The organism is Pseudomonas sp. CFBP 8770 (assembly GCF_014841705.1).
Classification (GTDB): Bacteria; Pseudomonadota; Gammaproteobacteria; order Pseudomonadales; family Pseudomonadaceae; genus Aquipseudomonas.
Genome location: NZ_JACYUL010000001.1, coordinates 364,398 through 385,731, shown reverse-complemented (window position 1 = coordinate 385,731; position 21,334 = coordinate 364,398). Strand labels below are relative to the sequence as shown.

Here is a 21,334-nt window from a genome sequence, read left to right as displayed (position 1 = left end):
CCATGCCGACCTCTACCCTTCGCTCGGCGCTGTTCGTGCCGGGCAGCCGCCCCGAACGCTTCGCCAAGGCCCTGGCCGCTGGCGCCGACGCCGTGATCGTCGATTTCGAAGACGCCGTGGAAGAAGCACTCAAACCCCGCGCGCGTGAGCACCTTGCACACTTCCTGCGGCACACCGACACGGCGCAGGTCATGGTTCGAGTGAACGCCCCCGGGCATGCCGAGCACGCCAACGACCTGGCCTTCTGCGCGAGCCATCCTGGCGTGGCAGGCGTGGTGCTACCCAAGACCGAGACCTGCGCGCAACTCACCACGGCCTGCCAGAGCGGCAAACCGTTGTGGCCGATCATCGAGAGCGCCAAAGGCTTGCTGGCGCTGCAGGCGATCGCTCACGGCCCCGGGGTGCAGCGCCTGTGCTTCGGCAGTCTGGACCTGGCCCTGGACCTGGGCCTGGGCCACGGTACGCCCGCGGCGGAGGCGTTTCTGGATCAGGGCCGCATGAGTGTGCAACTGCACTCGCGTGCCGCCGCACTGCTGCCGCCGCTGGACGGTGTGTTCGCCGCCCTGGACGACGCGCCGGGGTTGCGGCGCGCTATCGAACACGCGCGCAACCTCGGCTACGGCGGTGCACTGTGCATTCATCCCAGGCAGGTGGCGGTCATTCATGCCGCACTGGCGCCCAGTGCAGCGGAGCTCGAATGGGCTCATGCAGTGCTGGCGGCCAGTGCCGCCGCGGGCGGTGCGGGGGCGTTCCAGTTCGACGGCCAGATGATCGACGCACCGGTGCTGCTGCGTGCCAGACGCCTGGTGCAATCGCCGGGCGGCTAGCCTGCACGTTGGCGTTCGCCGGAGCCGAACGCCGGGTTATGCAAATACAGATTTTCGCCACAGGCGCGATTGAGCCACCCTGAAGCTGAAAACACTTCTACGCTGCATCGGGCCGGTGGGCTCGAAACAGCCGCCGAAAATGGATTGTCCTACAACAATAACAAGGTGATCTCGATGTTCAAGCTGACCCAGGCGCTGCTCTGCGCCGCCGCCGTTTCGATGGCAACCCTGGCCCAGGCCGCCGATCCCGTCGTCATCAAGTTCGCCCATGTGGTGGCGGAGAACACCCCCAAGGGCCAAGGCGCGCTGCTGTTCCAGAAGCTGGTGGCCGCCGACCCCAAACTCAAGGACAAGGTGAAAGTGGAGGTCTATCCCAACTCCTCGTTGTTCGGCGATGGCAAGGAGATGGAAGCGTTGCTGCTGGGCGACGTGCAGATGCTTGCGCCATCGCTGGCCAAGTTCGAGCACTACACCAAACAGGTGCAGATCTTCGATCTGCCGTTCCTGTTCGATGACCTGGCGGCGGTCGATCGCTTCCAGCAGGGGCCTCAGGGCAAGGCACTGTTGACCTCGATGGACGACAAGGGCATTCATGGCCTGGCCTATTGGCACAACGGCCTGAAGCAACTGTCGGCGAACAAGAAGGTGATCCTGCCCAAGGACGCCCGCGGACTGAAATTCCGTGTGCAAGCCTCCAGCGTGCTCGAAGAGCAGTTCAAGGCGATCCGCGCCAACCCTCGCAAGATGAGTTTCGCCGAGGTCTATCAGGGCTTGCAGACCGGCACCGTGAATGGCACCGAGAACACCTGGTCCAACTACGAAAGCCAGAAGGTCCATGAGGTCCAGCCGTTCTTCACCGAGACCAACCATGGTCTGATCGACTACATGGTGATCACCAATTCCAAGTTCTGGAACGGCCTGCCCGACGATGTCCGCGGCGAACTGCAAACGCTCATGGACCAGGTCACGGTCGAGGTGAACAAGCAGGCTGAGGCCCTGAACCAGACCGCCCGGCAGAAGATCATCGATGCCAAGACCAGTGAGATCGACCCACTGACCACCGAGCAACGTGAGCAATGGCGAGAAGCCATGCGCCCGGTCTGGGATAAATTCTCCGAGCAGATCGGACCCGACCTGATCAAGGCAGCCGAAGCCTCCAACAAGGCCTCTTAAGCGCCTGTCCCGTACCCTGCATCCGCTGGCCAGGGCCAGCGGTGATGGACGCGCGGCTGCCCGGTGGGCGGCGGTCGCTTTCACGACGTTCGGAGAATTCCTATGCAATCGCTCAGGCAAGTCTGGGAGCGTTTCGAAGAAGGCATGATCGCCTTCCTGCTGGCTGCCATGACACTGGTGACGTTCACTTACGTCGCGCTCAACAACCTCTACACGATGTTCTACGTCCTCAGCGACAAATGGGCGTGGAGCAGCGATCTGTTCGCCGGTATCGGTGATCACCTGATGGGTTACGCCCAGGAAATGACCTGGAGCATCGCGCTGACCAAAGCACTGTTCGGCTGGCTGATCTTCTTCGGCATCGCCTATGGCGTGCGTACTGCCGGCCACCTGGGAGTCGACGTGCTGGTCAAGAAAACCAGCAAGCCGGCTCAGCGTGTCCTGGCGATGATCGCCTGCGGCTGCTGCCTGGTGTATGCCGGTCTGTTTCTGGTCGCCAGCATCAAGTGGGTGTCGGCGGTTCTGGTGGCCGGCATCGGTGCCGAGGACCTGGATCGCTACGGCATCGAAGTCGGTCATATCGCGCTGATCGTGCCGATCGGCTTCGCCCTGATCATCGCCCGCTACCTGGAAATCATGTACCGCATCTACAGTCATCGGCAGACCGGGCTGGGCCTGGCCGACGAGGCTGCTGAAGCCAGCAAGCTGGCCCACCCTGGCGAGGAGCAACGCTGATGACCGTTATTTGCCTGTTCCTGCTGCTGTTCGTGTTCATGTTCCTGGGCGTGCCCATCGCCATTTCGCTGGGCCTGTCCGGCGCGGTGTCGATCCTGCTGTTCAGCCAGGACTCGCTGAGTTCGCTGGCGATCAAACTGTTCGAGACCTCGGACAGCTACACCTTTCTGGCGATCCCGTTCTTTCTGCTATCCGGCGCCTTCATGACCACCGGCGGCGTGGCACAACGGCTGATCGATTTCGCCAACGCCTGCGTGGGCCATATCCGCGGCGGCCTGGCGATCGCTGCGGTGCTGGCGTGCATGCTGTTCGCCGCGCTGTCCGGATCGTCGCCGGCCACCGTCGCAGCGGTCGGTTCGATTGCCGTAGCCGGCATGGTGCGCTCCGGCTATCCACGCGAGTTCGGCGCCGGCATCATCTGCAACGCCGGTACCCTGGGCATCCTCATCCCGCCTTCGATCGTGATGGTGGTGTATTCGGCGGCAACCGAGACCTCGGTGGGCAAGCTGTTCATGGCCGGGGTGATTCCGGGCATCCTGCTCGGCGTGATCTTGATGGTGGTGATCTACATCGTTGCGCGGATCAAGAAACTGCCGGCGCAGCCAAGGGCTACCTTCCGCGAATGGCTGAGCACTGCCCGCCGTGCCTTCTGGGGCCTGCTGTTGCTGGTGATCATCCTCGGCGGCATCTACAGCGGCATGTTCACTCCCACCGAAGCGGCCGCCGTGGCGGCGGTCTACTCGGCGTTCATCGCGCTGTTCGTATACAAGGACATGCGCCTTGCCGAATGCCCGAAGGTGCTCCTCGAATCGGGCCGCCTGACGATCATGTTGTTGTTCATCATCGCCAACGCCATGCTTTTCGCCCACGTGCTGACCACCGAACAGATACCGCAGCAGATCACCAATTGGGTGCTGTCCGAAGGGCTGACGCCACTGGGCTTCCTGATCATGGTCAACATCGTGTTGCTGGTGGCCGGCAGCTTCATGGAGCCTTCGGCGATCATTCTGATCCTGGCGCCGATCTTCTTTCCGATCGCCATGGAGCTGGGCATCGACCCGATTCACCTGGGCATCGTCATGGTGGTCAACATGGAGATCGGCCTGGTCCATCCGCCGGTAGGCCTGAACCTGTTCGTCACCTCGGCCGTGACCGGACTGACCCTGGGCCAGACCATACGCGCCGCCCTGCCGTGGCTGTCGATCCTGCTGATGTTCCTGCTGCTGGTGACCTACGTGCCGTTCATTTCCCTGGCGCTGCCGAACTGGCTGGGCATGCCGTAGCTACCCGCTGCTGCCGGGCCCTGCAGGGCTCGGTGGCTCAGGATCGAACGGCGAGCAGTGCCTGCTGCAGCTCACTCGAAGCCCCATACAGCGGCACATGGCCGCGCATGAGAATCTGCGTGCTGCGGCGGTAGGCAGCGCTGTGGATCTGCAGATGCTCATCGCCCAGCGCAGCGACCACGGTGGTGTCCAGGCGTCCGGCCGGGTTTTCGATGCTGACCTGGATATCCGCCCACGACACACCCGGCGTGGCAATACCCGAGGCCGCTCGGTGAGCAGTGGTGCCCGGCACTAGGCAGGCGGCGGCCAGGCAGCAACCGCCGGATACGGCCATGGAGGCGTGGCCGGTCTGGGGCGTGAAGTAGCGCACGGCGATGTTGCCGCCGTCACGCGGGGCGGCGACGATGCAGGCCTTGGGAATGGTCTCGCTGCGCGCCAGTTCGGCGGCGGTCATCAACATGCCATCCTTGCGGCGCAAGCCCATTTTCAATCCGGCCTGGGTCCACAGGGTGCGAAGCTTCGCCATGAACGCCTGATCGGCCGCCAGTGTCGCGACAGGTTCATGGCCGGTCTTGCCCAGGCTGCGCGCCTCCACGATGACCATCGGCACCGCTACGTCCACGCAGGACACCTCGATGCCCTCGATGTGGTCGATTACCGCTCCGGTCGGCAGCAGGGCGCCGGTCTTGTTGCCCACCGGCGCATGGAGAAACAGATCGACCGCCGGGTACTCGCCCATCACGCCGGGAATCGCCGTCTCGACGAAACAACCTTGCGCATCGCGCTGCATGCGCGCCGAGGTGATCACGCCGGTGTTGGTATTGCGAATGTCGACTTCACACAGGCCGCCGGCCGACGCTTCCACCAGCCCCATGTCCAGTGCCCACAGCAGCAATGCACTGGACATATTGCCGCAGTTGACGCTCCAGTCGACCTGCGCGTGATCGCTGGCCAGCTGCGCCAGGGTGCTGACCAAACGCACGGCATCACCCACGCGTTCAGTGTTCATCACGAAGACCTTATTGCTGGTCGCCGGGCCACGGCCCAGGCCGGTGATCTGTCGATTGCCGGGGTGGCTGCCCACGGCAGGCACGCCCATCAAGTGGCGCAAAAGCTGCTCGCGCAGCACGCTGTCGGCAGGCAGCAACGGCTCCCACAGGACAACGCCAGTCGACGTACCACCACGCATGTAGTGCACGGGGATTTCCACCGAACCGAGGCGGAATCGCGACTGCCAGCCGGGTTGCAGATCTGCCGCAGCGGTACAGAGTAGGTTCATCGGCAACTCCTGCGAAAGCGCGCGCCTAAGGGCGCGCGGCTCAAGGGCTCATCAGCTCCCGCACCCTGGCAGCCAGGGTGTCCATGGCGAACGGTTTGGTCAGGACCTGCATGTCCGGCCCCAGATAGCCGTTTCCGATCGCCGCATTTTCCGCATAGCCGGTGATGAACAGCACCTTCAGATCGGCGCGCACCTCGCGCCCGGCATCGGCCATCTGTCGACCGTTCATGCCGCCCGGCAAACCGACGTCGGTGATCAGCAGGTCGATGCGTACATCCGACTGCAACACCTTGAGCCCAGCCAGGCTATCTGCCGCCTCGATCAGGGTGTAGCCCAGATCGCCGAGCACGTCGGTCAGCAGCATGCGCACCGTCGGTTCGTCATCCACGACGAGGATGGTTTCTCCCGCATGGGCGGCTGCGGCCAGTGATTCGCGGGTTTCCGGCGGTTCGTCATCGACCTGGCCATAATAGCGCGGCAGGTAGATGCGCATAGTGGTGCCCTGCCCCAGCTCGGAATAGATCCGCACCTGGCCACCCGACTGATTGGCGAAGCCATAGATCATCGACAGGCCCAGGCCTGTGCCCTGGCCGATGGGCTTGGTGGTGAAAAACGGATCGAACGCCTTGGCGATGATATCCGGCGACATGCCCGTGCCGGTGTCGGTGACGCTGACCGACAGGTATTGCCCTTCGGGAATGTCATGGGTACGGGCCGCCTCCCGGTCCATCCAGCGGTTGGCCGTCTCGATGGTGATCAGCCCCCCGTCGGGCATGGCATCGCGGGCGTTGATGCACAGGTTGAGCAGGGCGTTTTCCAACTGGCTGACATCGACCAGGGTCGGCCACAGGTTGATGGCGCCGACCGTCTCCACGCGAATGCTGGGGCCTACCGTGCGCTGGATCAGCTCGGTCATGCCTTCCATCAGCACGTTGACGTCGGTGGGTCGAGGGTCGAGGGTCTGCCGCCGCGAGAAGGCCAGCAAACGGTGGGTCAACGCCGCCGCGCGCTTGGTAGCACCCTGCGCGGTGCTGATGTACTTGTCGGTTTCCATCCAGCGGCCCTGGGCGATGCGCGTGCTCATCAGCTCCAGCGCGCCGGAAATGCCCGCCAGCAGGTTATTGAAATCATGGGCGAGGCCACCGGTGAGCTGACCGACCGCTTCCATTTTCTGCGACTGACGCAGTTTCTCTTCGGCCTGGATCAGCTTCACCGTGCGTTCGGTCACTCGCTGCTCCAGCGTATCGTTGAGCGCGCGCAAGGCAGACAGCGCCCGATCGCGCTCGGCCTCGACCGAGCGACGCGCTTCGACGTCGATCAGCACGCCTGGAAAACGCAGTGGCTTGCCTTGGGCATCGTTCTCGACGCGACCGTTGGCTTCGATCCAGTAGTAGTGGCCGTCGGCCCGGCGTACGCGATACTGATGGGAATAACTGCCGCCGCGCTGGATCACTTCATTGATGGCGGCACTCAGTTCCTCCCGGTCATCGGGATGCACCGTGGCCACGATCGTTTCAAGGCTCAAGCCTTCGCGGCCCAGCGTAGGGTCCAGGCCAAACGCGGCGGCGAATCCCTCGTCGACGGCAAAGCGATCGGTCGGCAGATGCCAGTGCCAGGTGCCAATGATGGCCCCGGCCGCCAGTGCCAGCTGGACGCGCTCGATGTTTTCCCGAGCCACGGCCTCGCTGGTGCGCAGGCGCTCCTCGGCGTTGCGCCGCTCGGTGACGTCGCTGAAGATGATGGCAATGATGCGCTCGTCGCTGGAACCAACCTTGACCGCACGCACATCGAACCAGCGCTTGAAGGCTTCGGCGTAGTTCTCGAACGTTGCGGGCTCGCCGGTCTTGGCCACATGGCCATAGGTGTCGAACCAGAACTGCTCCAGGTCCGGGGCGAATTCGGTCACCCAGCGCCCACGCAGGTTCACCCCGGCCTGACGCTCGAACGCCGGGTTGGCTTCCAGGAACCGGTAATCGACCGGCAGATCCTGCTCGTCGAACTTCACCTCGACGATGGCAAAGGCCGATTCGATGTTTTCAAGGATCTTGCGGAAGCGCTCTTCACTCTCGCGCAGCGCGCTCTCGGCGGCACGGGTGCGGGTCAGGTCGAGCATCGCGCCGATCATGCGCACCGCCGCGCCTTCGGCGTTGCGGATCACATGGCCACGGTCGAGTACTTCGGCATAGGTGCCGTCGTGTCGCTGGAAACGGTATTCACCGGACCACGCCGACAGCGTGCCGTCGATCACTGCATGGATGGAGCTGTCGACGCGGCCGCGATCATCTGGATGGATGTGCTCGATCCACCATTCCCCTGTCGCTTCAACCGAAGCCAGACGATGCCCATAGGCCTGTTCCAGCGCCTCGTTCCACACCACATGATTGCCGCTCAGGTCCCAATCCCAGATCGCGTCGTTGGTGGCCTTGACGGCCAGGCGGTAACGCTCCTGGGTTTCCTTGAAATTTTCGAGTGCCGCGCGTTCACGGGCATCGCTTGCAAGGCTTGGATGCGCAACCGACGCTTGCAGCTGTTCCAGCGCGGCATGAGTCCGAGTGTCGCTCAGATCAAAACCTGCTTCCTCCAACACTCGGCGCAGGCGCTCGACCTGGGAAGCAGTTGCCACGTTTGTCGTGTGATTCAGAACGCCTCCAACTACCCTATCAAGGTGATATCAACGGTTGCATTGCCATGCCTTATAGGCAGTGGCCTGACCGCGCAGTTCCCGACGCAAGTGGTACCAGAACGCCAGGGTAGCGCCCACGAGCGTTTCGCCAAGCACTGTTTGGGGCGCCGTCAATAGAAGCGGTCGCAACGTGGCCAATGCGCAGTATATTGTGAGTCGAGAGAGGATGGAACGAGGAGGCTGGTTCATGTGACCGGTTAATGGCAGGGGCGGCTGGATTCGAACCAACGCATGGCAGGATCAAAACCTGCTGCCTTACCGCTTGGCGACGCCCCTGTATCCGGTGCAAGAAGTGCCAATTGCTGGCCTCTGCATGAACGAGCGGGAATTTATCAGGTTTCTTTTCCACAGGAAACCCCATGCGCAACAAATATTCTTGAAAAACAGCTGGTTGCTATTCGACGGTGCTGTAACGGGTCCCGAACGGTACGAGGATGAACTGTACCGGCCCGGGCCAAGTCCTATCTTCACCACTTACTTCCCATGTCAGGCACGGGTGTTCAAGCACCGTGAAGACACATCTCAAGCCCATCAGGAGGCGCACTGCATGAGCCCTACCCCCTACGTTCCGCCCAAGGTCTGGAAAAACGACGCAGACTCCGGCGGCCAGTTCTCCAAGACCAATCGCCCCACTGCCGGCGCCACCCACGAACAGCCATTGCCAGTGGGCAAGCACCCGCTGCAGCTCTATTCACTGGCGACGCCCAATGGTGTGAAGGTCAGCATCATGCTCGAGGAGCTGCTGGAAATGGGCCACGCCGAGGCTGAATACGATGCCTGGCCAATTCGCATCGGCGACGGCGATCAGTTCTCCAGTGGTTTCGTGGAAATCAATCCGAACTCGAAAATCCCTGCCCTGCTGGACCGCAGCGAAGGCGGCGGCATGCGTGTGTTCGAATCGGGATCCATCCTGTTGTATCTGGCGCAGAAATTCGGTGCGTTTCTACCCACAGACCTCGTGGCGCGTACCGAAGCCATGAACTGGCTGTTCTGGCAAATGGGCGCAGCCCCCTACCTGGGCGGCGGCTTCGGGCATTTCTACGCCTATGCGCCAGAGAAGCTGGAATACCCGATCAACCGCTTCACCATGGAAGCCAAGCGCCAGCTCGATGTGCTGGACAAGCAATTGGCCAAGACCCGTTATGTGGCCGGTGATGACTACACCGTCGCCGATATCGCCATCTGGCCCTGGTATGGGCAACTGGTACGCGGCAACCTGTACGATGCGGCGCAGTTTCTGTCGGTCGAGGAGTACCCTCATCTACAGCGCTGGGCCGAAGAGATCGCCCAACGTCCTGCGGTGCAACGCGGCCAGCGGGTCAACCGCACCTGGGGCGATGAAGCGACCCAAGTGGCCGAGCGTCATAGCGCCGCAGATTTCAAATAACCCTCGGGCTTGCCCCTGGGCATGCATCCCCGCCGCGGCTTGCGCAATCCCTGTAGCAGCGACGCAAGCCGCGTCCGCCCTCACCCGTCACCTGTGGGAGCGGTCAGCGGCCGCGAAAAGGCCCCGCGCACTGCCTGACCCACCGCGCTGCCCAGTTCGCAACCACAGACCGCTCCTACAGATCGCCGACAGCCCTGCGCCGCATCACGCCTTGTGCAGGGCATCGGCATGGTGGAGCGCCGAATGCCCGGTCTTGTCGCTCTTCACCTCGTACTGCGGTTCGTCCTTGGACGCCGGGCGGTGCTTGCCCATGAATTCCACATCCTTGACGTGGACCTTGGTCACCTTGCCGTGAATCTCCCCTGCTTCGGAATTCCAGCGCACCGCATCGCCGACCTTGAATGCATTGCTCATCTGCTCGCCCCTGTTGTGATTGAACACGCGTCAGACAAGTGAGTACGGCCTGCGCCGTTGATTCCCCTGCGCTGCCGTTTCATTGGCCGGACGGTACTGCGCGCAAGGTGAACTCGGTGATCTCGGACGGTACGCCCAGGCGGATTGGAAAGCCGTTCCACAACCCACTGCCGTTGCTGACGTACAACTGCAGGCCGGCGCGCCGATACAGACCCGCGACGAAGCCTTCGTTGGCCTTGGCCACGACTTGGTCGAAGCCGCGAATCATCCCCCCATGGGTGTGCCCGGAAAGCTGCAGGTCGACACCCGCGGCGATCGCCTGATCGATCCCTGCAGGACGATGGTTGAGCAAGACGATCGGTGCCCCGGCCGGTGCGCCGCGCAGGGCCAGCTCCAGATCCGGCGCACTGCCGCCGTACTGCGTGGCGACCTTGTCGGTGATACCGGCGATGACCAATTGCCCACGCGCTTCGCCTACCACTTCATGCTGGTTGATCAGGCTGTGCATGCCGGCTTCGCGGAACCTGGCCATCCACCCTTCGTTGCCAAAGTAGTATTCGTGGTTGCCGGGAATGGCGATCACGCCGTTGCGGGCACGCAGTTGCGCCAACGGCCGCACATCCGTGGCACGCGCCTGCAGGGTCCCGTCGATGAGGTCGCCGGTGATCACCACCAGGTCCGGCTTGAGCGCGTTGCTGCGCTTGACCACTTCCTCCACCCAAGGCTCGGGAAACAGCACGCTGATGTGCAGGTCGGACAGCTGCACCAGCCTGAAGCCGTCCATCGACGCGGCAAGCCCGGGAATCTCCAGCTCCAGCTGACGCACCTCGGGCACGCGGGTGGCCTGGGCCACGCCAAAACCCGAGACTGCTATCGCCAGGGCCGCGACGCCGCAGCGCCACTTGGCCAGGGCTTCACGCGACGGGCGATGGCGCCGGACCAGACGGGTCAACAGGATGCCAAGGTCCAGCACCAGCACGAACACGAACAACAGGGCAAACGCGGTGAAGGCCCACCCAGCGCCATAGGCGACCGCGTACGGCACTTCGGGCGAGTACATCGTCCCGGTGAAGGCGAGGATCAGCATGTGGTATTTGGACGCGGCCAGCAGTGCCAGGCCGATCAGCACGCGCCAGCCGGTGGCCAGCGGCAATGGGTAGACGAAGCGCAGCGCAACGTACAGAAAGGCGACAGTCGCATAGATATGGAACACGGCTATTCCTCATAGTCAGTGGCACTCTGACAGCTGGCCGCTTCGATGGTTTGTCGACAAAGTTGCTACAGAACATGTGGGAGCGGTCTGTGGCCGCGAAAGGGGCGCCGCGGCGCGACAGATAATACGCAGGGGGCCCCTTCGCGGCCGATGACCGCTCCCAAAGGGGATCGGGTATCCGATCAACTGTCCGGAAACGGAATGGACAACAGCCACTCGCGAAACGCCGCCAGCGACGGCAAGTGCTGGTTGTGCGTCGGGTACGCCAGGTAGTACCCGCGCCCGCTTTCCATGGGTTCGAAGAGGGTCACCAACTCACCCTGGGCGATCTCGTCCTGCACCAGGATGCGCGGCACCAGGCCGATCCCGATCCCGGCGATGACGGCCTGAATCAAATGCGCGGTGTGCTCGAAGCTCGGCCCAAGGCGCATGCTCGGCGAGCCTGCCAGCCCGACGCTGGCGAACCAGTCCGACCAGGCGTGGGGGCGCGATACCACACCCAGCAACAGCTGCCGAGCGGCGTCCTGCAGCGACACCTGCGCATGCCCAGGCAGAGCCCTGGGACTGGCCACCACCACCAGCTTCTCCGAGAGCAGCCGGTGCGCCATATAACCCGGCCACTGTCCCGACCCCGCGCAGATGATCGCGCTCATGTCCTGCGCGCCTTCGGACAGGTCTCCACGCACGATTCGCGAATGGATATGCACCAGGCTGCCGGGATGACGAGCGTAGAAATCGCCCATCCGCGGCATCAGCCATTTGGAAGCGAACGTCGGCAGCACCGCCAGGTGCAGGGTATCGGCCTCGGTACGGTGCGAAATGGTCTGCAGGGTAGCGCCACGAATGCGCGCCAGCGCTCCGGCCAGTTCGTGCTGATACAGCGCGCCCGCCGCCGTCAGCTCGATGTGCCTGCCTTCACGCCTGAACAGCGTCACTTCCAGCAGCGCTTCGAGCGCCTGCACCTGTCGGCTCACTGCACTCTGGGTCAGGGCCAATTCGGCCGCCGCCCGAGTGAAACTGCCGTGGCGGCCGGCCGCTTCGAACGCCAGCAACAACGACATGGAGGGCGTGAGCCGTCTGGGATTCATTCATTGAACTCATGCAAAAACCGAAGGATATACGTTTGCCAGCTTGCCTTGCATTCGGGAAAATACGTCCACACCCCCAGCGTTGCAAGCGACTTGCAGCCTGAGCGGACCCCTCTCTGCAGAGCGACCGCGGCGAGCAGTGTCCCCTGCCTGCCTGCACATTTCGAATGCAGACCATCAACCCAGCCGGATACCGACTGCCATGATCGCCGAACTGTCCCGCCAAAAAGCCCCCCTTGCGCCCTACCAGGCACTGCTGCGCCAGCTCGAAGGTGCAGGCTTCCAGGGCGAGATCGTCGACGATTACGCCACCCGCACGGTCCTGGCCACCGACAACTCGATCTACCAGCGCCTGCCCCAGGCAGCGGTGTTTCCCCGGCATGAGGCCGACGTGCAGTTGCTGGCGCGTCTGGCCAGCCAGCCGGAACACCGCGGCGTGGTACTGACCGCCCGCGGCGGCGGTACCGGCACCAACGGCCAGTCGCTGACCGATGGCCTGGTGGTGGACCTCTCCCGGCACATGAACCAAGTGCTGGAGATCAACGTCGAGCAGCGCTGGGTGCGGGTGCAGAGCGGCGTGGTCAAGGACCAGCTCAACGCGGCTCTGAAACCTCACGGCCTGTTCTTCGCGCCCGAGCTGTCGACCTCGAACCGCGCAACCATTGGCGGCATGATCAACACCGACGCCAGCGGCCAGGGCAGCTGCACCTACGGCAAGACCCGCGACCATGTGCTGGAACTGACCACCCTGCTGCTGGGTGGCGAGCGCCTGCACAGCCACACCCTCGATGCCGCGCAATTGCAGGCGAACCGTGATGGCGGCGGGCGCATCGCCGAGGTCTATCGCTGCGCAGCGACGATCGCCGACGAGCAGGCCGAGCTGATCGACGCGGTGTTCCCCAAGCTCAACCGCTGCCTCACCGGCTACGACCTGGCCCACCTGCGCGAGGCCGACGGGCGCTTCAACCTGAACAGCGTGCTGTGCGGTTCGGAAGGCTCACTGGGCTTCATCGTCGAGGCCAAGTTGAACGTGCTGCCGATCCCCAAGCATTCGATTCTGGTGAACGTGCGCTACGCCGGCTTCATGGACGCGCTCAATGACGCCAATGCGTTGATGGCGCACCAGCCGCTGTCGATCGAAACCGTCGACTCCAAGGTGCTTTTGCTGGCGATGAACGACATCGTCTGGCATGGCGTGGCCGAATACTTCCCCACTGACGCACAGGCGCCGACCCTGGGCATCAACCTGGTGGAATTCAGCGGCGACGACCTCGACGTGGTCGAGCAGCGTGTCGAGCAGTTCATCGCCCACTTGCAGCAGGACACCACGGTACGGCGCCTGGGGCACACCCTGGCGGTCGGGGCCCTGGCGGTGGGTCGCGTGTATGCCATGCGCAAGCGGGCGGTCGGCTTGCTCGGCAACGTCCAGGGCGAAGCCCGGCCGCAGCCGTTCGTCGAGGACACCGCAGTCCCGCCGCACAACCTGGCAGCCTACATCGGCGAATTCCGCGCCTTGCTCGACAGTCACGGCCTGCAATACGGCATGTTCGGCCATGTCGATGCCGGGGTGCTGCACGTGCGGCCGATCCTCGACATGAAGGACCCGCACCAGGCGGCTCTGATCCGGCCCATTTCCGACCAGGTCGCGGCCCTCACGCAACGCCACGGCGGCTTGCTCTGGGGCGAGCACGGCAAGGGCCTGCGCTCGCAATACGTACCCGAGTATTTCGGCGAGCTGTACCCGGCGCTGCAGGCGCTCAAGGCCGCTTTCGACCCGTTCAACCAGCTCAATCCGGGTAAGATCGCTACGCCGGCCAGCGTTGCCAGTGCACGCCTTACCCAAGTCGACGAGGTCACCCTGCGCGGCGAACTGGATCGCCGCATCGACGAGCGCGTCTGGCGCAGCTACGACAGTGCGCTGCACTGCAACGGCAACGGTGCCTGCTACAACTTCGACCCGAACGACGCCATGTGCCCGTCATGGAAAGCCACGCGCAACCGCATTCACTCGCCCAAGGGACGCGCCTCGCTGATCCGCGAATGGCTGCGCCTGCAGGGCCTGCACGGCGCCAACGTACTGCACACCGCCAGCGGCAGCCTGTTCGAACGCGCCCGCAACAGCCTGGCCCGGCGAATGGGCCGCGAAGATTTTTCCCATGAGGTCTACGACGCCATGGCCGGTTGCCTGGCCTGCAAGTCGTGCGCAGGACAGTGCCCGGTGAAGGTCAACGTACCGGAATTCCGCTCGCGCTTTCTGCAGCTCTACCATGGCCGCTACCTACGGCCGCTGAAGGACTACCTGATCGGTTCGCTGGAATTCAGCATTCCGTACCTGGCACGCTTTCCAAGGGCCTACAACGCGGTCATGTCGTTCTCGCCGGTGCGTCATGCGCTGCAACACGTGGCCGGCATGGTCGACAGCCCGTTGCTCAGCCTGGTCGATTTCCAGGCTCACTGCCGGGACTGGAACGTACGCCCGGCGAGCGCCGAGCAGCTCGCCCGGCTGACCACCGAGCAGCGTCAGCGCAGCGTGGTCCTGGTGCAGGATGCCTTCACCCGTTACTTCGACACGCCGGTCATGGCCGACTGGCTCGAACTGATCGCACGACTGGGTTTCGACATCTACCTGGCGCCCTTCGCGGCCAACGGCAAGCCGCTACAGGTACAGGGCTTTCTCGGTGCCTTCGACAAGGCCGCGCGGCACAATGCGCAGTCGTTGCGCCAGCTTCAGGCAAGCGGTATCGCCCTGGTCGGCCTGGACCCGGCCATGACCCTGGTGTATCGCCAGGAGTACGCCAAGACCCTGGGCCAGGACAACGCCCCTACCGTACTGTTGCCTCAGGAATGGCTTGCCCAGGTGCTGCCACAGACCGAGCAGCCCGGCACCGCCGGGGTCTACCAGCTGTTGCCGCACTGCACCGAGAAAACCAACGAGCCTGGCAGCATCACCCATTGGCAACAGGTGTTCAGCCGCCTGGGCGCGACCCTGCAGGTGCTGGCGAGTGGCTGTTGCGGCATGTCCGGTACCTACGGCCATGAAGCACGCAATGTCGCCACCTCCAAGGTCATCTACGGGCAGTCCTGGCAGCCATTGCTGGCCCGTTATCATGACGCTGGCAATCTGCTTGCCGACGGTTACTCCTGCCGCAGCCAGGTCAAGCGCGAAGAAGGCCACACGGTCCGTCACCCGCTGCAGGCGTTGCTCGAACACGTGAGAAAAAACACCGTTTGAAAACGCTGGCGAGCCTGACGCTGGTGGCTATGCTCCGGTAGACTAGCGGTCCGATTGACCCCGCATGCTCGCTTGCGAAAACAGGAATTTCACGGATGTCGGTTCAGGCTCGCAACAATGTGGTGGTCAGGGGCCAAGGTCCGTTGACGCTGGTGTTCGCCCATGGTTTTGGCTGCGACCAGAACATGTGGCGGCTGGTCGAGCCGACGTTTGCCAGGCATTACCGGACCGTGTTGTTCGACATGGTCGGCTGCGGCAACTCGGATGTCAGCGCCTATGACATCGACAAGTACTCGACACTGGAAGGCTACGCCGACGACATCGTCGAGATCATCCAGGAGTTCGGCGAGGGCCCGGTGGTGTTCATCGGTCACTCGGTCGGCGCGATGGCCGGCGCCATGGCCGCCAACCGCAGCCCCGGATTGATCGGCGCCCATGCCATGGTCGGTCCATCGCCCTGCTACATTACCGATGCGGACTACCCCGGCGGCTTCAGCCGCGACGACATCGACGCCCTGCTCGCGACCCTCGAAAGCAACTACCTGGGCTGGTCCAGCGCCATGGCGCCGAGCATCATGGGCAATCCCGAACACCCGGAACTGGGCGCCGAGCTGACCAACAGTTTCTGCCAGACCGACCCCGACATCGCCAAGCGTTTTGCCCGCGTCACATTCCTCACCGACAGCCGCACGGACGTGCGCGCGCTACGCGAGCCGGTGCTGGTGATCCAGTCTTCGGACGACTTCATCGCGCCCAAAGCCGTTGGCCAGTACCTGACCGAAGCAATCACCGACTGCCGGATGGTCGTCATCGAGAACGAAGGCCACTGCCCACACCTTAGCCAGCCTGCAGCCTGCATCGGCGCCATCGAGGCGTTCCTGACCCAGACCTACGGCCGCTTGCCGGCATGATCGCCGAGCCCCCAGGCATCCCCGATGCCGAGGCGCTCTACCAGCAAGCGCCATGCGCCCTGCTGCTGACCGACAACAAAGGCTTGATTCTCAAGGTCAACCATACCTTCTGCAACTGGCTGGGCTATACCTGCGAACAACTGATCGGGGTGCGCAAGCTGCAGGAGTTGCTGACTGTGGGCGGCCGCATCTTCTATCAAACGCACTGGATGCCGTTGCTGGTGATGCAGCGCTCGATTGTCGAGGTCAAGCTGGACTTCCTGACGGCCACCGGCAAGGTCACGCCGATGGTGCTCAATGCCAGTCGCCGCGATCACTGCGGCGAGGTATTCGACGAGATATCGGCGTTCATCGTCGCCGACCGAATCCGTTTCGAACAGGAACTGCTGCAAGCCAAGCGGCAGGCCGAAGACGCCCTGCAGCGTCATGTCGCGCTCGAGCACGAACTTAATCGGCAACGTGAACTGGCCGTCGACCGCGCCCTGTTCTCCGAGCAGATGATCGGCATCGTCAGCCACGACTTGCGCAACCCGCTGCAAGTGGTATCCATGGCTGCGCAGTACCTGCGTTCGCTGGACATGTCCGAGCGCCAGAGCGCGATGCTGGGTCATATCAGCGACGCCACCGCCCGTTCGCAGCGGCTGATCAACGATCTTCTCGACTTCACCCAGGCTCGCATCGGCCAGGGCCTGGCCGTGAGCCGGGCGCCGGTGCAGCTGGACCGCGCCATTGCCGCCGCCGTGGATTCACTGCGCCTGCTGTACCCGCAGCGAACGATTGTTTTCAGCGCCAGCGACGAAGCATTGTTCTGCCAGGCCGATGCAGACCGTCTGGCACAGTTGCTGGGCAATCTGGTGTCCAACGCCATGACCTATGGCGATGGCACCAGTCCGATCGAGGTCCGAGTCGCGGCAGCCCAGGGCGCAGTCGAAATCACCGTGCACAATCAGGGCAAAGCGATCGACGAAGCGCAGTTGAGCTCGATCTTCTCGCCCATGACACGGGGCTCGGAGGCAGGCCGCGAAGTACGCAGCGTGGGCCTTGGCCTGTTCATCGTCAGCGAGATTGCCAAGGCCCATGGCGGTATCGTCGAGGTAGTGTCCAGCGCTCAGGCCGGCACCACCTTTACCACCCGGTTTCCCGCCTACGCGTCAGCCGGGCATTGACCCCAGGCCAAATGGTTCAGCGCGGCTCGTGAATCGGGCAGCCGTTGTGCTGGGCGCGAAAGCCTGCGGACATTTCATAGGTCGGCTTGCGCACGCGCATGACGCCACCCAGAGGACGGTGCGCGGCCAGACCGTGCCACGGGCTGAATGACATCTGCTCGTTGATGGTCTGAATAGCCTCTTCGCTCCAGGCCTCCTGCGCCGGCACCTCGATTCGCGCCACGGTGACGTAGGGGCTCAACTCTTCGGACCAGACTTTCGAAGCGTCCTCGATCGGCATTTCGTCGAGATCGGTGGCCAGTTGGATACGCACTTCCCACGCACCCCCATGGCTTGCAAAATAATGACTGACCGCTTCACGCAGGCCGTCCGGTTTATCGTCCAGGTCGACAGGTTGATCCGTCAACTCGGTCAGCGTCGGTGCTACCGGCACCACCGCCAGCTTGGCGTAATGCTCGCCATACAGAAACGGCACCACACTGTAGAAGGTTTCACCGAGCACATGGGTCAGCGGATGCCCACCCATGCTCTTCAGCGTGCCGCTCTCGCCGCCCATGGTTTCGATCACCGACTCCACACCGCGCAGAAGCGCCGAAAAAGCTTTCTTCAAGCCCGGACCTTTGTCGGTGGTCTTGGCCAGCAGCTTGAGATTCTTCAGGAAAGCCTTGGGTGTGGCTGCCGTGAACGCCTTGGCGTTCTGCATGACGAAATCCTGGGTGACGTCCCCCTCGCTGCCCGGCAAACGCGCACCCTGTACCCCAACGATCTTCAAGCCAAGGCCCCGTGGGGTCGAAACCTTGTCGTCCAGCAGATCACCGGGATTGGTGGAAAAACGCATTACCACGGGCAACCTTCCAGGGGTGGCAAAAGCCCCCTGCGCCAACGGCGCAGGAAGGCCATCGAGCACCGTGATGTGCCCGCGTACCAACCCATGAGCCTTGGCATGCACGCCACGCAACGCGTGGCCGCCATCTTCGAACGTGGTGTCCAGAATGCTGCGCATCACTTCCGTCAGCTCTCGGCTGGTGTCTTCCTCGTCGTCGGGCACCTGCTCGAATGAGGGCTGAAACACCAGTGGAGTGACGGTCAGTCGATTGTCTGGCAATTGACTGTCTGGATATTGAGTGTCTGAAGAATGGCTCATGTGCACACCTCGGCTCGGTTCAGGTCTTTATCACGGTGGATGTTCTTGTTATTTGGCCAGGTCGGCTTTCAGACGCTCACCGGCATAGGCCTGCGCTTCTTCGGCTTTTTTCACCACGGCTGCGGTGCCGAAGAATTCGTGGGTCACGCCTGGATAGACTTTGCGCTCGACGCTGACACCTGCAGTACGCAGCGCCTGTTCCAGCTGGGCACCATCGTCACGCAGTGGGTCGATTTCGGCGTTGATCACGGTGACCGGTGGCAGGCCTTTGAGGTCGGCATGCACCAGGTCGATACGTGGATCCTTGGCGTCGGCCGGACCTTTGGTCACGTTGTCGATGAACCACAGCATCATCGGGCGGTTGAGCGGCATGGCGTCGGCGTATTTGCGATAGGACTCGGTTTCGGTGTTGGACTGAGCGACCGGATAGACCGACAGCACGTGCTTGGGCGCGGTCAACCCGGCCTTGTGTGCGGCCACAGCGGTTGCCACGGCGAGGTTGCCGCCAGCGCTTTCACCGGCCAGCGCCAGGCGCTTCGCGTCACCGTTGACGGAGGCGGCGTTCTTGCTCAACCAGCGATAGGCAGCCAGTGCATCTTCATGAGCTGCAGGAAACTTGTTTTCGGGCGCGCGGCGGTAGTCCACGGAGACGACCACGGCATTGGCTTGCTTGGAGATCCCGCGTGCGCCGCCGTCATACACTTTGCGATCGGCAAATACCCAACCACCACCGTGGAAATACAGGACCACCGGGAACGGGCCGGTGCCTTCAGGCGTGTAGACGGTTGCTGGCAACGAACCTGCGGCGCCGGAAACGGTGATGTCGCGGGTGGTAACGCCGGGGACCAGTGCAGTCGGAGTGCTGTCGCGTTTCTCATCGGCGAGCACGCCTTTCACGGCGTCGGCAATGGTAGGTTGCTGCCGTGCCTCGACTGCCGTGATCTTCTCCACGGCCTTGGCATCGAAGCTGGCGAATTTGTTCAGAACGGTCTGCATGTCCGAATCGGTGCGGAACATGCTCTTGGTGCCGCTTACGGCGAGTTCGGAAACCGAGCGTTTTTCCGGATCGCGAGCGCAACCGCTCAACGCCATTGCCACGCCGGCGGCGCACAGCGCCACCATCCATTTGCGGTCAGTCTTGATCATTGTCATTGCCTCGCACGAGAGTGGGAACGTTACGAAATATCAGGCCGGTGATAGCAACTTGACGTTCCAAAATTCCCGACTCGCGCCAGACGAACGGTTAATCCACTAAATACCGCGACCCCAGTTGCTGCTCTCGGGAATCACTCTGCACACCGTCCTGTAGGAGCGGCCAGTGGCCGCGAACCAGACACCGCGGTGCACCAGACAACCCGCAGCTTCCTGTGGGAGCGGTCATCGGCCGCGAAGCAGTCACCGCGGTACACCAGACAGTCCCCAGCTTTCTGTGGGAGCGGTCTGTGGCCGCGAACCAGGCACCGCGGTGCACCAGACAATCCGCGGGGCCCTTTTTCGCGGCCACAGACCGCTCCTACAACAGCATTTACAACAGATTACGCACTGGCATCCCAGGCACGGTCGCCGGAGGCGTCCTTGATGCGCGTCGGCAGGCCCATGGCGTCGAGCGCCCTGAGGAACGGCTCGGCCGGCAGCTCTTCGACGTTGGCCATGCGCTGCACGTCCCATTCGCCGCGGGCAACCAGCAGGGCCGCAGCCACGGGCGGCACACCCGCGGTGTAGGAAATACCCTGGCTGTCGGTTTCGGCGTAGGCGTCTTCGTGATCCGCCACGTTGTAGATGAACATTTCGTGCGGCTGGCCGTTGCGAGTGCCCTTGACCAGATCGCCGATGCAGGTCTTGCCCGTATAGCCCGGTGCCAGCGACGACGGATCCGGCAAGACTGCCTTGACCACCTTGAGCGGCACCACCTGCAAGCCTTCGGCAGTCGTCACCGGCTGCTCGGACAGCAGGCCGAGATTCTTCAGCACCGTGAACACATTGATGTAATGCTCACCGAAGCTCATCCAGAAGCGCACGTTGGGCACATCGAGATTCTTCGACAGCGAATGCACTTCGTCATGCCCGGTCAGGTACAGGTTCTGCGAACCCACCACCGGCAGGTCATCGGTGCGCTTGACTTCGAACATGGTGTTGCTGGTCCACTGGCTGTTCTGCCAGCTCCAGACCTGCCCGGTGAACTCACGGAAATTGATCTCCGGATCGAAATTGGTGGCGAAATATTTGCCGTGGGAGCCGGCATTGACATCGAGGATGTCGATCGAATCGATACGATCGAAATGCTGTTGCTGCGCCAGCGCGGCATAGGCATTGACCACGCCCGGATCGAAGCCCACACCCAGAATGGCCGTCACGTTTTTCTGCTGGCACTCTTCCAGGTGTTTCCACTCGTAGTTGCCATACCAGGGCGGCGTTTCGCAGACCTTGCCCGGTTCTTCGTGGATGGCGGTGTCCAGGTAGGCCACGCCGGTGTCGATGCAGGCACGCAGTACCGACATGTTCAGAAAGGCGGAGCCGACGTTGATGACGATCTGCGATTCGGTTTCCACGATGAGCGCCTTGGTCGCCTCGACATCCAGCGCATCGAGCGCGAAAGCCTTGATGTCGGCAGGCTGCTTGAGGCTGCCCTTGGCCTTGACGCTGTCGATGATGGCCTGGCATTTGGAGATGTTGCGCGACGCGATGGCAATACGACCAAGTTCATCGTTGTGCTGCGCGCACTTGTGGGCCACCACCTTGGCAACACCTCCTGCACCAATGATAAGAACGTTCTTCTTCAATTTATTCACTTCTCCTCGG

The 21,334-nt window shown here is 63.0% G+C and carries 16 protein-coding genes and 1 tRNA gene; 8 read left to right on the top strand and 9 right to left on the bottom strand.

All coding sequences use genetic code 11. The annotated features are described in order from the left end of the window. Positions 1 to 2: 2 nt before the first annotated feature. From IFT98_RS01715 to dctM, 4 genes are all read left to right on the top strand, one after another. Positions 3 to 827 carry an HpcH/HpaI aldolase/citrate lyase family protein gene (locus IFT98_RS01715; protein WP_192049484.1) on the top strand — a complete coding sequence of 275 codons (825 nt, stop codon included), beginning with the start codon at positions 3 to 5 and terminating at the stop codon, positions 825 to 827. Between the two features lie 174 nt (positions 828 to 1,001). Then, complete coding sequence (locus tag IFT98_RS01710) at positions 1,002 to 2,000, top strand: TRAP transporter substrate-binding protein (protein WP_192049486.1); 999 nt, start codon at positions 1,002 to 1,004, stop codon at positions 1,998 to 2,000. A gap of 102 nt (positions 2,001 to 2,102) precedes the next feature. Next, entirely contained in the window at positions 2,103 to 2,735 is a 633-nt protein-coding gene (locus IFT98_RS01705; protein ID WP_192049488.1) for a TRAP transporter small permease, read from the top strand. Continuing rightward, positions 2,735 to 4,018 carry a C4-dicarboxylate TRAP transporter large permease protein DctM gene (dctM, locus tag IFT98_RS01700; protein WP_122479017.1) on the top strand — a complete coding sequence of 428 codons (1,284 nt, stop codon included), beginning with the start codon at positions 2,735 to 2,737 and terminating at the stop codon, positions 4,016 to 4,018. Before IFT98_RS01705 ends, dctM begins: the two co-directional genes overlap by 1 nt. A gap of 37 nt (positions 4,019 to 4,055) precedes the next feature. On the opposite strand, the gene IFT98_RS01695 is transcribed toward dctM, so the two are convergent. From IFT98_RS01695 to IFT98_RS01685, 3 genes are all read right to left on the bottom strand, one after another. Then, positions 4,056 to 5,297, bottom strand: a complete 1,242-nt coding sequence (locus tag IFT98_RS01695) for a PrpF domain-containing protein (protein WP_192049490.1) — start codon at positions 5,295 to 5,297, stop codon at positions 4,056 to 4,058. 40 nt (positions 5,298 to 5,337) lie between these two features. Then, positions 5,338 to 7,920, bottom strand: a complete 2,583-nt coding sequence (locus tag IFT98_RS01690; RefSeq protein WP_342214113.1) for a PAS domain-containing protein — start codon at positions 7,918 to 7,920, stop codon at positions 5,338 to 5,340. A gap of 261 nt (positions 7,921 to 8,181) precedes the next feature. Then, positions 8,182 to 8,256: transfer RNA gene (locus IFT98_RS01685), tRNA-Gln, on the bottom strand. Positions 8,257 to 8,527: 271 nt separating this feature from the next. Between IFT98_RS01685 and yghU the strand changes: the two genes are divergently transcribed. Beyond that, positions 8,528 to 9,367 carry a glutathione-dependent disulfide-bond oxidoreductase gene (gene yghU, locus IFT98_RS01680; RefSeq protein WP_192049491.1) on the top strand — a complete coding sequence of 280 codons (840 nt, stop codon included), beginning with the start codon at positions 8,528 to 8,530 and terminating at the stop codon, positions 9,365 to 9,367. A gap of 204 nt (positions 9,368 to 9,571) precedes the next feature. Here yghU and IFT98_RS01675 read toward each other — a convergent pair whose 3' ends face one another. The 3 genes from IFT98_RS01675 to IFT98_RS01665 form a co-directional block, all read right to left on the bottom strand. Continuing rightward, positions 9,572 to 9,781, bottom strand: coding sequence for a DUF2945 domain-containing protein (locus tag IFT98_RS01675; protein WP_122713597.1), 210 nt, complete (start codon positions 9,779 to 9,781; stop codon positions 9,572 to 9,574). 79 nt (positions 9,782 to 9,860) lie between these two features. Next, a complete protein-coding gene (locus tag IFT98_RS01670; RefSeq protein ID WP_192049493.1) occupies positions 9,861 to 10,994 on the bottom strand; it encodes a metallophosphoesterase in 1,134 nt (377 codons plus the stop codon). A 182-nt stretch (positions 10,995 to 11,176) separates the two neighbouring features. Beyond that, positions 11,177 to 12,082, bottom strand: a complete 906-nt coding sequence (locus IFT98_RS01665) for a LysR substrate-binding domain-containing protein (RefSeq protein ID WP_192049495.1) — start codon at positions 12,080 to 12,082, stop codon at positions 11,177 to 11,179. Between the two features lie 202 nt (positions 12,083 to 12,284). Here IFT98_RS01665 and ydiJ point away from each other — a divergent pair, with 202 nt between their 5' ends. The 3 genes from ydiJ (at position 12,285) to IFT98_RS01650 (ending at position 17,391) form a co-directional block, all read left to right on the top strand. After that, positions 12,285 to 15,314, top strand: coding sequence for a D-2-hydroxyglutarate dehydrogenase YdiJ (gene ydiJ, locus IFT98_RS01660; protein WP_192049496.1), 3,030 nt, complete (start codon positions 12,285 to 12,287; stop codon positions 15,312 to 15,314). 95 nt (positions 15,315 to 15,409) lie between these two features. Beyond that, the gene (locus tag IFT98_RS01655) at positions 15,410 to 16,225 is read left to right on the top strand and encodes an alpha/beta fold hydrolase (RefSeq protein ID WP_192049498.1); all 816 of its coding nucleotides are present in this window, start codon (positions 15,410 to 15,412) and stop codon (positions 16,223 to 16,225) included. After that, a complete protein-coding gene (locus IFT98_RS01650) occupies positions 16,222 to 17,391 on the top strand; it encodes a PAS domain-containing sensor histidine kinase (protein ID WP_192049500.1) in 1,170 nt (389 codons plus the stop codon). Before IFT98_RS01655 ends, IFT98_RS01650 begins: the two co-directional genes overlap by 4 nt. A gap of 16 nt (positions 17,392 to 17,407) precedes the next feature. On the opposite strand, the gene IFT98_RS01645 is transcribed toward IFT98_RS01650, so the two are convergent. The 3 genes from IFT98_RS01645 to IFT98_RS01635 form a co-directional block, all read right to left on the bottom strand. Continuing rightward, complete coding sequence (locus IFT98_RS01645) at positions 17,408 to 18,535, bottom strand: catalase family protein (protein ID WP_192049502.1); 1,128 nt, start codon at positions 18,533 to 18,535, stop codon at positions 17,408 to 17,410. 48 nt (positions 18,536 to 18,583) lie between these two features. Further along, positions 18,584 to 19,681 (bottom strand): alpha/beta hydrolase, encoded by a 1,098-nt coding sequence (locus IFT98_RS01640; RefSeq protein ID WP_244650974.1) that lies wholly within the window; start codon positions 19,679 to 19,681, stop codon positions 18,584 to 18,586. A gap of 389 nt (positions 19,682 to 20,070) precedes the next feature. Continuing rightward, a complete protein-coding gene (locus tag IFT98_RS01635; RefSeq protein ID WP_122797405.1) occupies positions 20,071 to 21,315 on the bottom strand; it encodes a saccharopine dehydrogenase family protein in 1,245 nt (414 codons plus the stop codon). Between the last annotated feature and the right edge of the window lie 19 nt (positions 21,316 to 21,334).

What these genes read in the sequence shown, in the direction of transcription:
- dctM (WP_122479017.1), top strand. Translation starts at nt 2,735, where the DNA reads ATGACCGTTATTTGCCTGTTCCTGCTGCTGTTCGTGTTCATGTTCCTG.
- IFT98_RS01650 (WP_192049500.1), top strand. Translation starts at nt 16,222, where the DNA reads ATGATCGCCGAGCCCCCAGGCATCCCCGATGCCGAGGCGCTCTACCAG.
- IFT98_RS01715 (WP_192049484.1), top strand. Translation starts at nt 3, where the DNA reads ATGCCGACCTCTACCCTTCGCTCGGCGCTGTTCGTGCCGGGCAGCCGC.
- IFT98_RS01675 (WP_122713597.1), bottom strand. Translation starts at nt 9,781, where the DNA reads ATGAGCAATGCATTCAAGGTCGGCGATGCGGTGCGCTGGAATTCCGAA.
- IFT98_RS01705 (WP_192049488.1), top strand. Translation starts at nt 2,103, where the DNA reads ATGCAATCGCTCAGGCAAGTCTGGGAGCGTTTCGAAGAAGGCATGATC.
- ydiJ (WP_192049496.1), top strand. Translation starts at nt 12,285, where the DNA reads ATGATCGCCGAACTGTCCCGCCAAAAAGCCCCCCTTGCGCCCTACCAG.
- IFT98_RS01640 (WP_244650974.1), bottom strand. Translation starts at nt 19,681, where the DNA reads ATGATCAAGACTGACCGCAAATGGATGGTGGCGCTGTGCGCCGCCGGC.
- IFT98_RS01710 (WP_192049486.1), top strand. Translation starts at nt 1,002, where the DNA reads ATGTTCAAGCTGACCCAGGCGCTGCTCTGCGCCGCCGCCGTTTCGATG.
- IFT98_RS01645 (WP_192049502.1), bottom strand. Translation starts at nt 18,535, where the DNA reads ATGAGCCATTCTTCAGACACTCAATATCCAGACAGTCAATTGCCAGAC.
- IFT98_RS01665 (WP_192049495.1), bottom strand. Translation starts at nt 12,082, where the DNA reads ATGAATCCCAGACGGCTCACGCCCTCCATGTCGTTGTTGCTGGCGTTC.
- IFT98_RS01695 (WP_192049490.1), bottom strand. Translation starts at nt 5,297, where the DNA reads ATGAACCTACTCTGTACCGCTGCGGCAGATCTGCAACCCGGCTGGCAG.
- IFT98_RS01655 (WP_192049498.1), top strand. Translation starts at nt 15,410, where the DNA reads ATGTCGGTTCAGGCTCGCAACAATGTGGTGGTCAGGGGCCAAGGTCCG.
- yghU (WP_192049491.1), top strand. Translation starts at nt 8,528, where the DNA reads ATGAGCCCTACCCCCTACGTTCCGCCCAAGGTCTGGAAAAACGACGCA.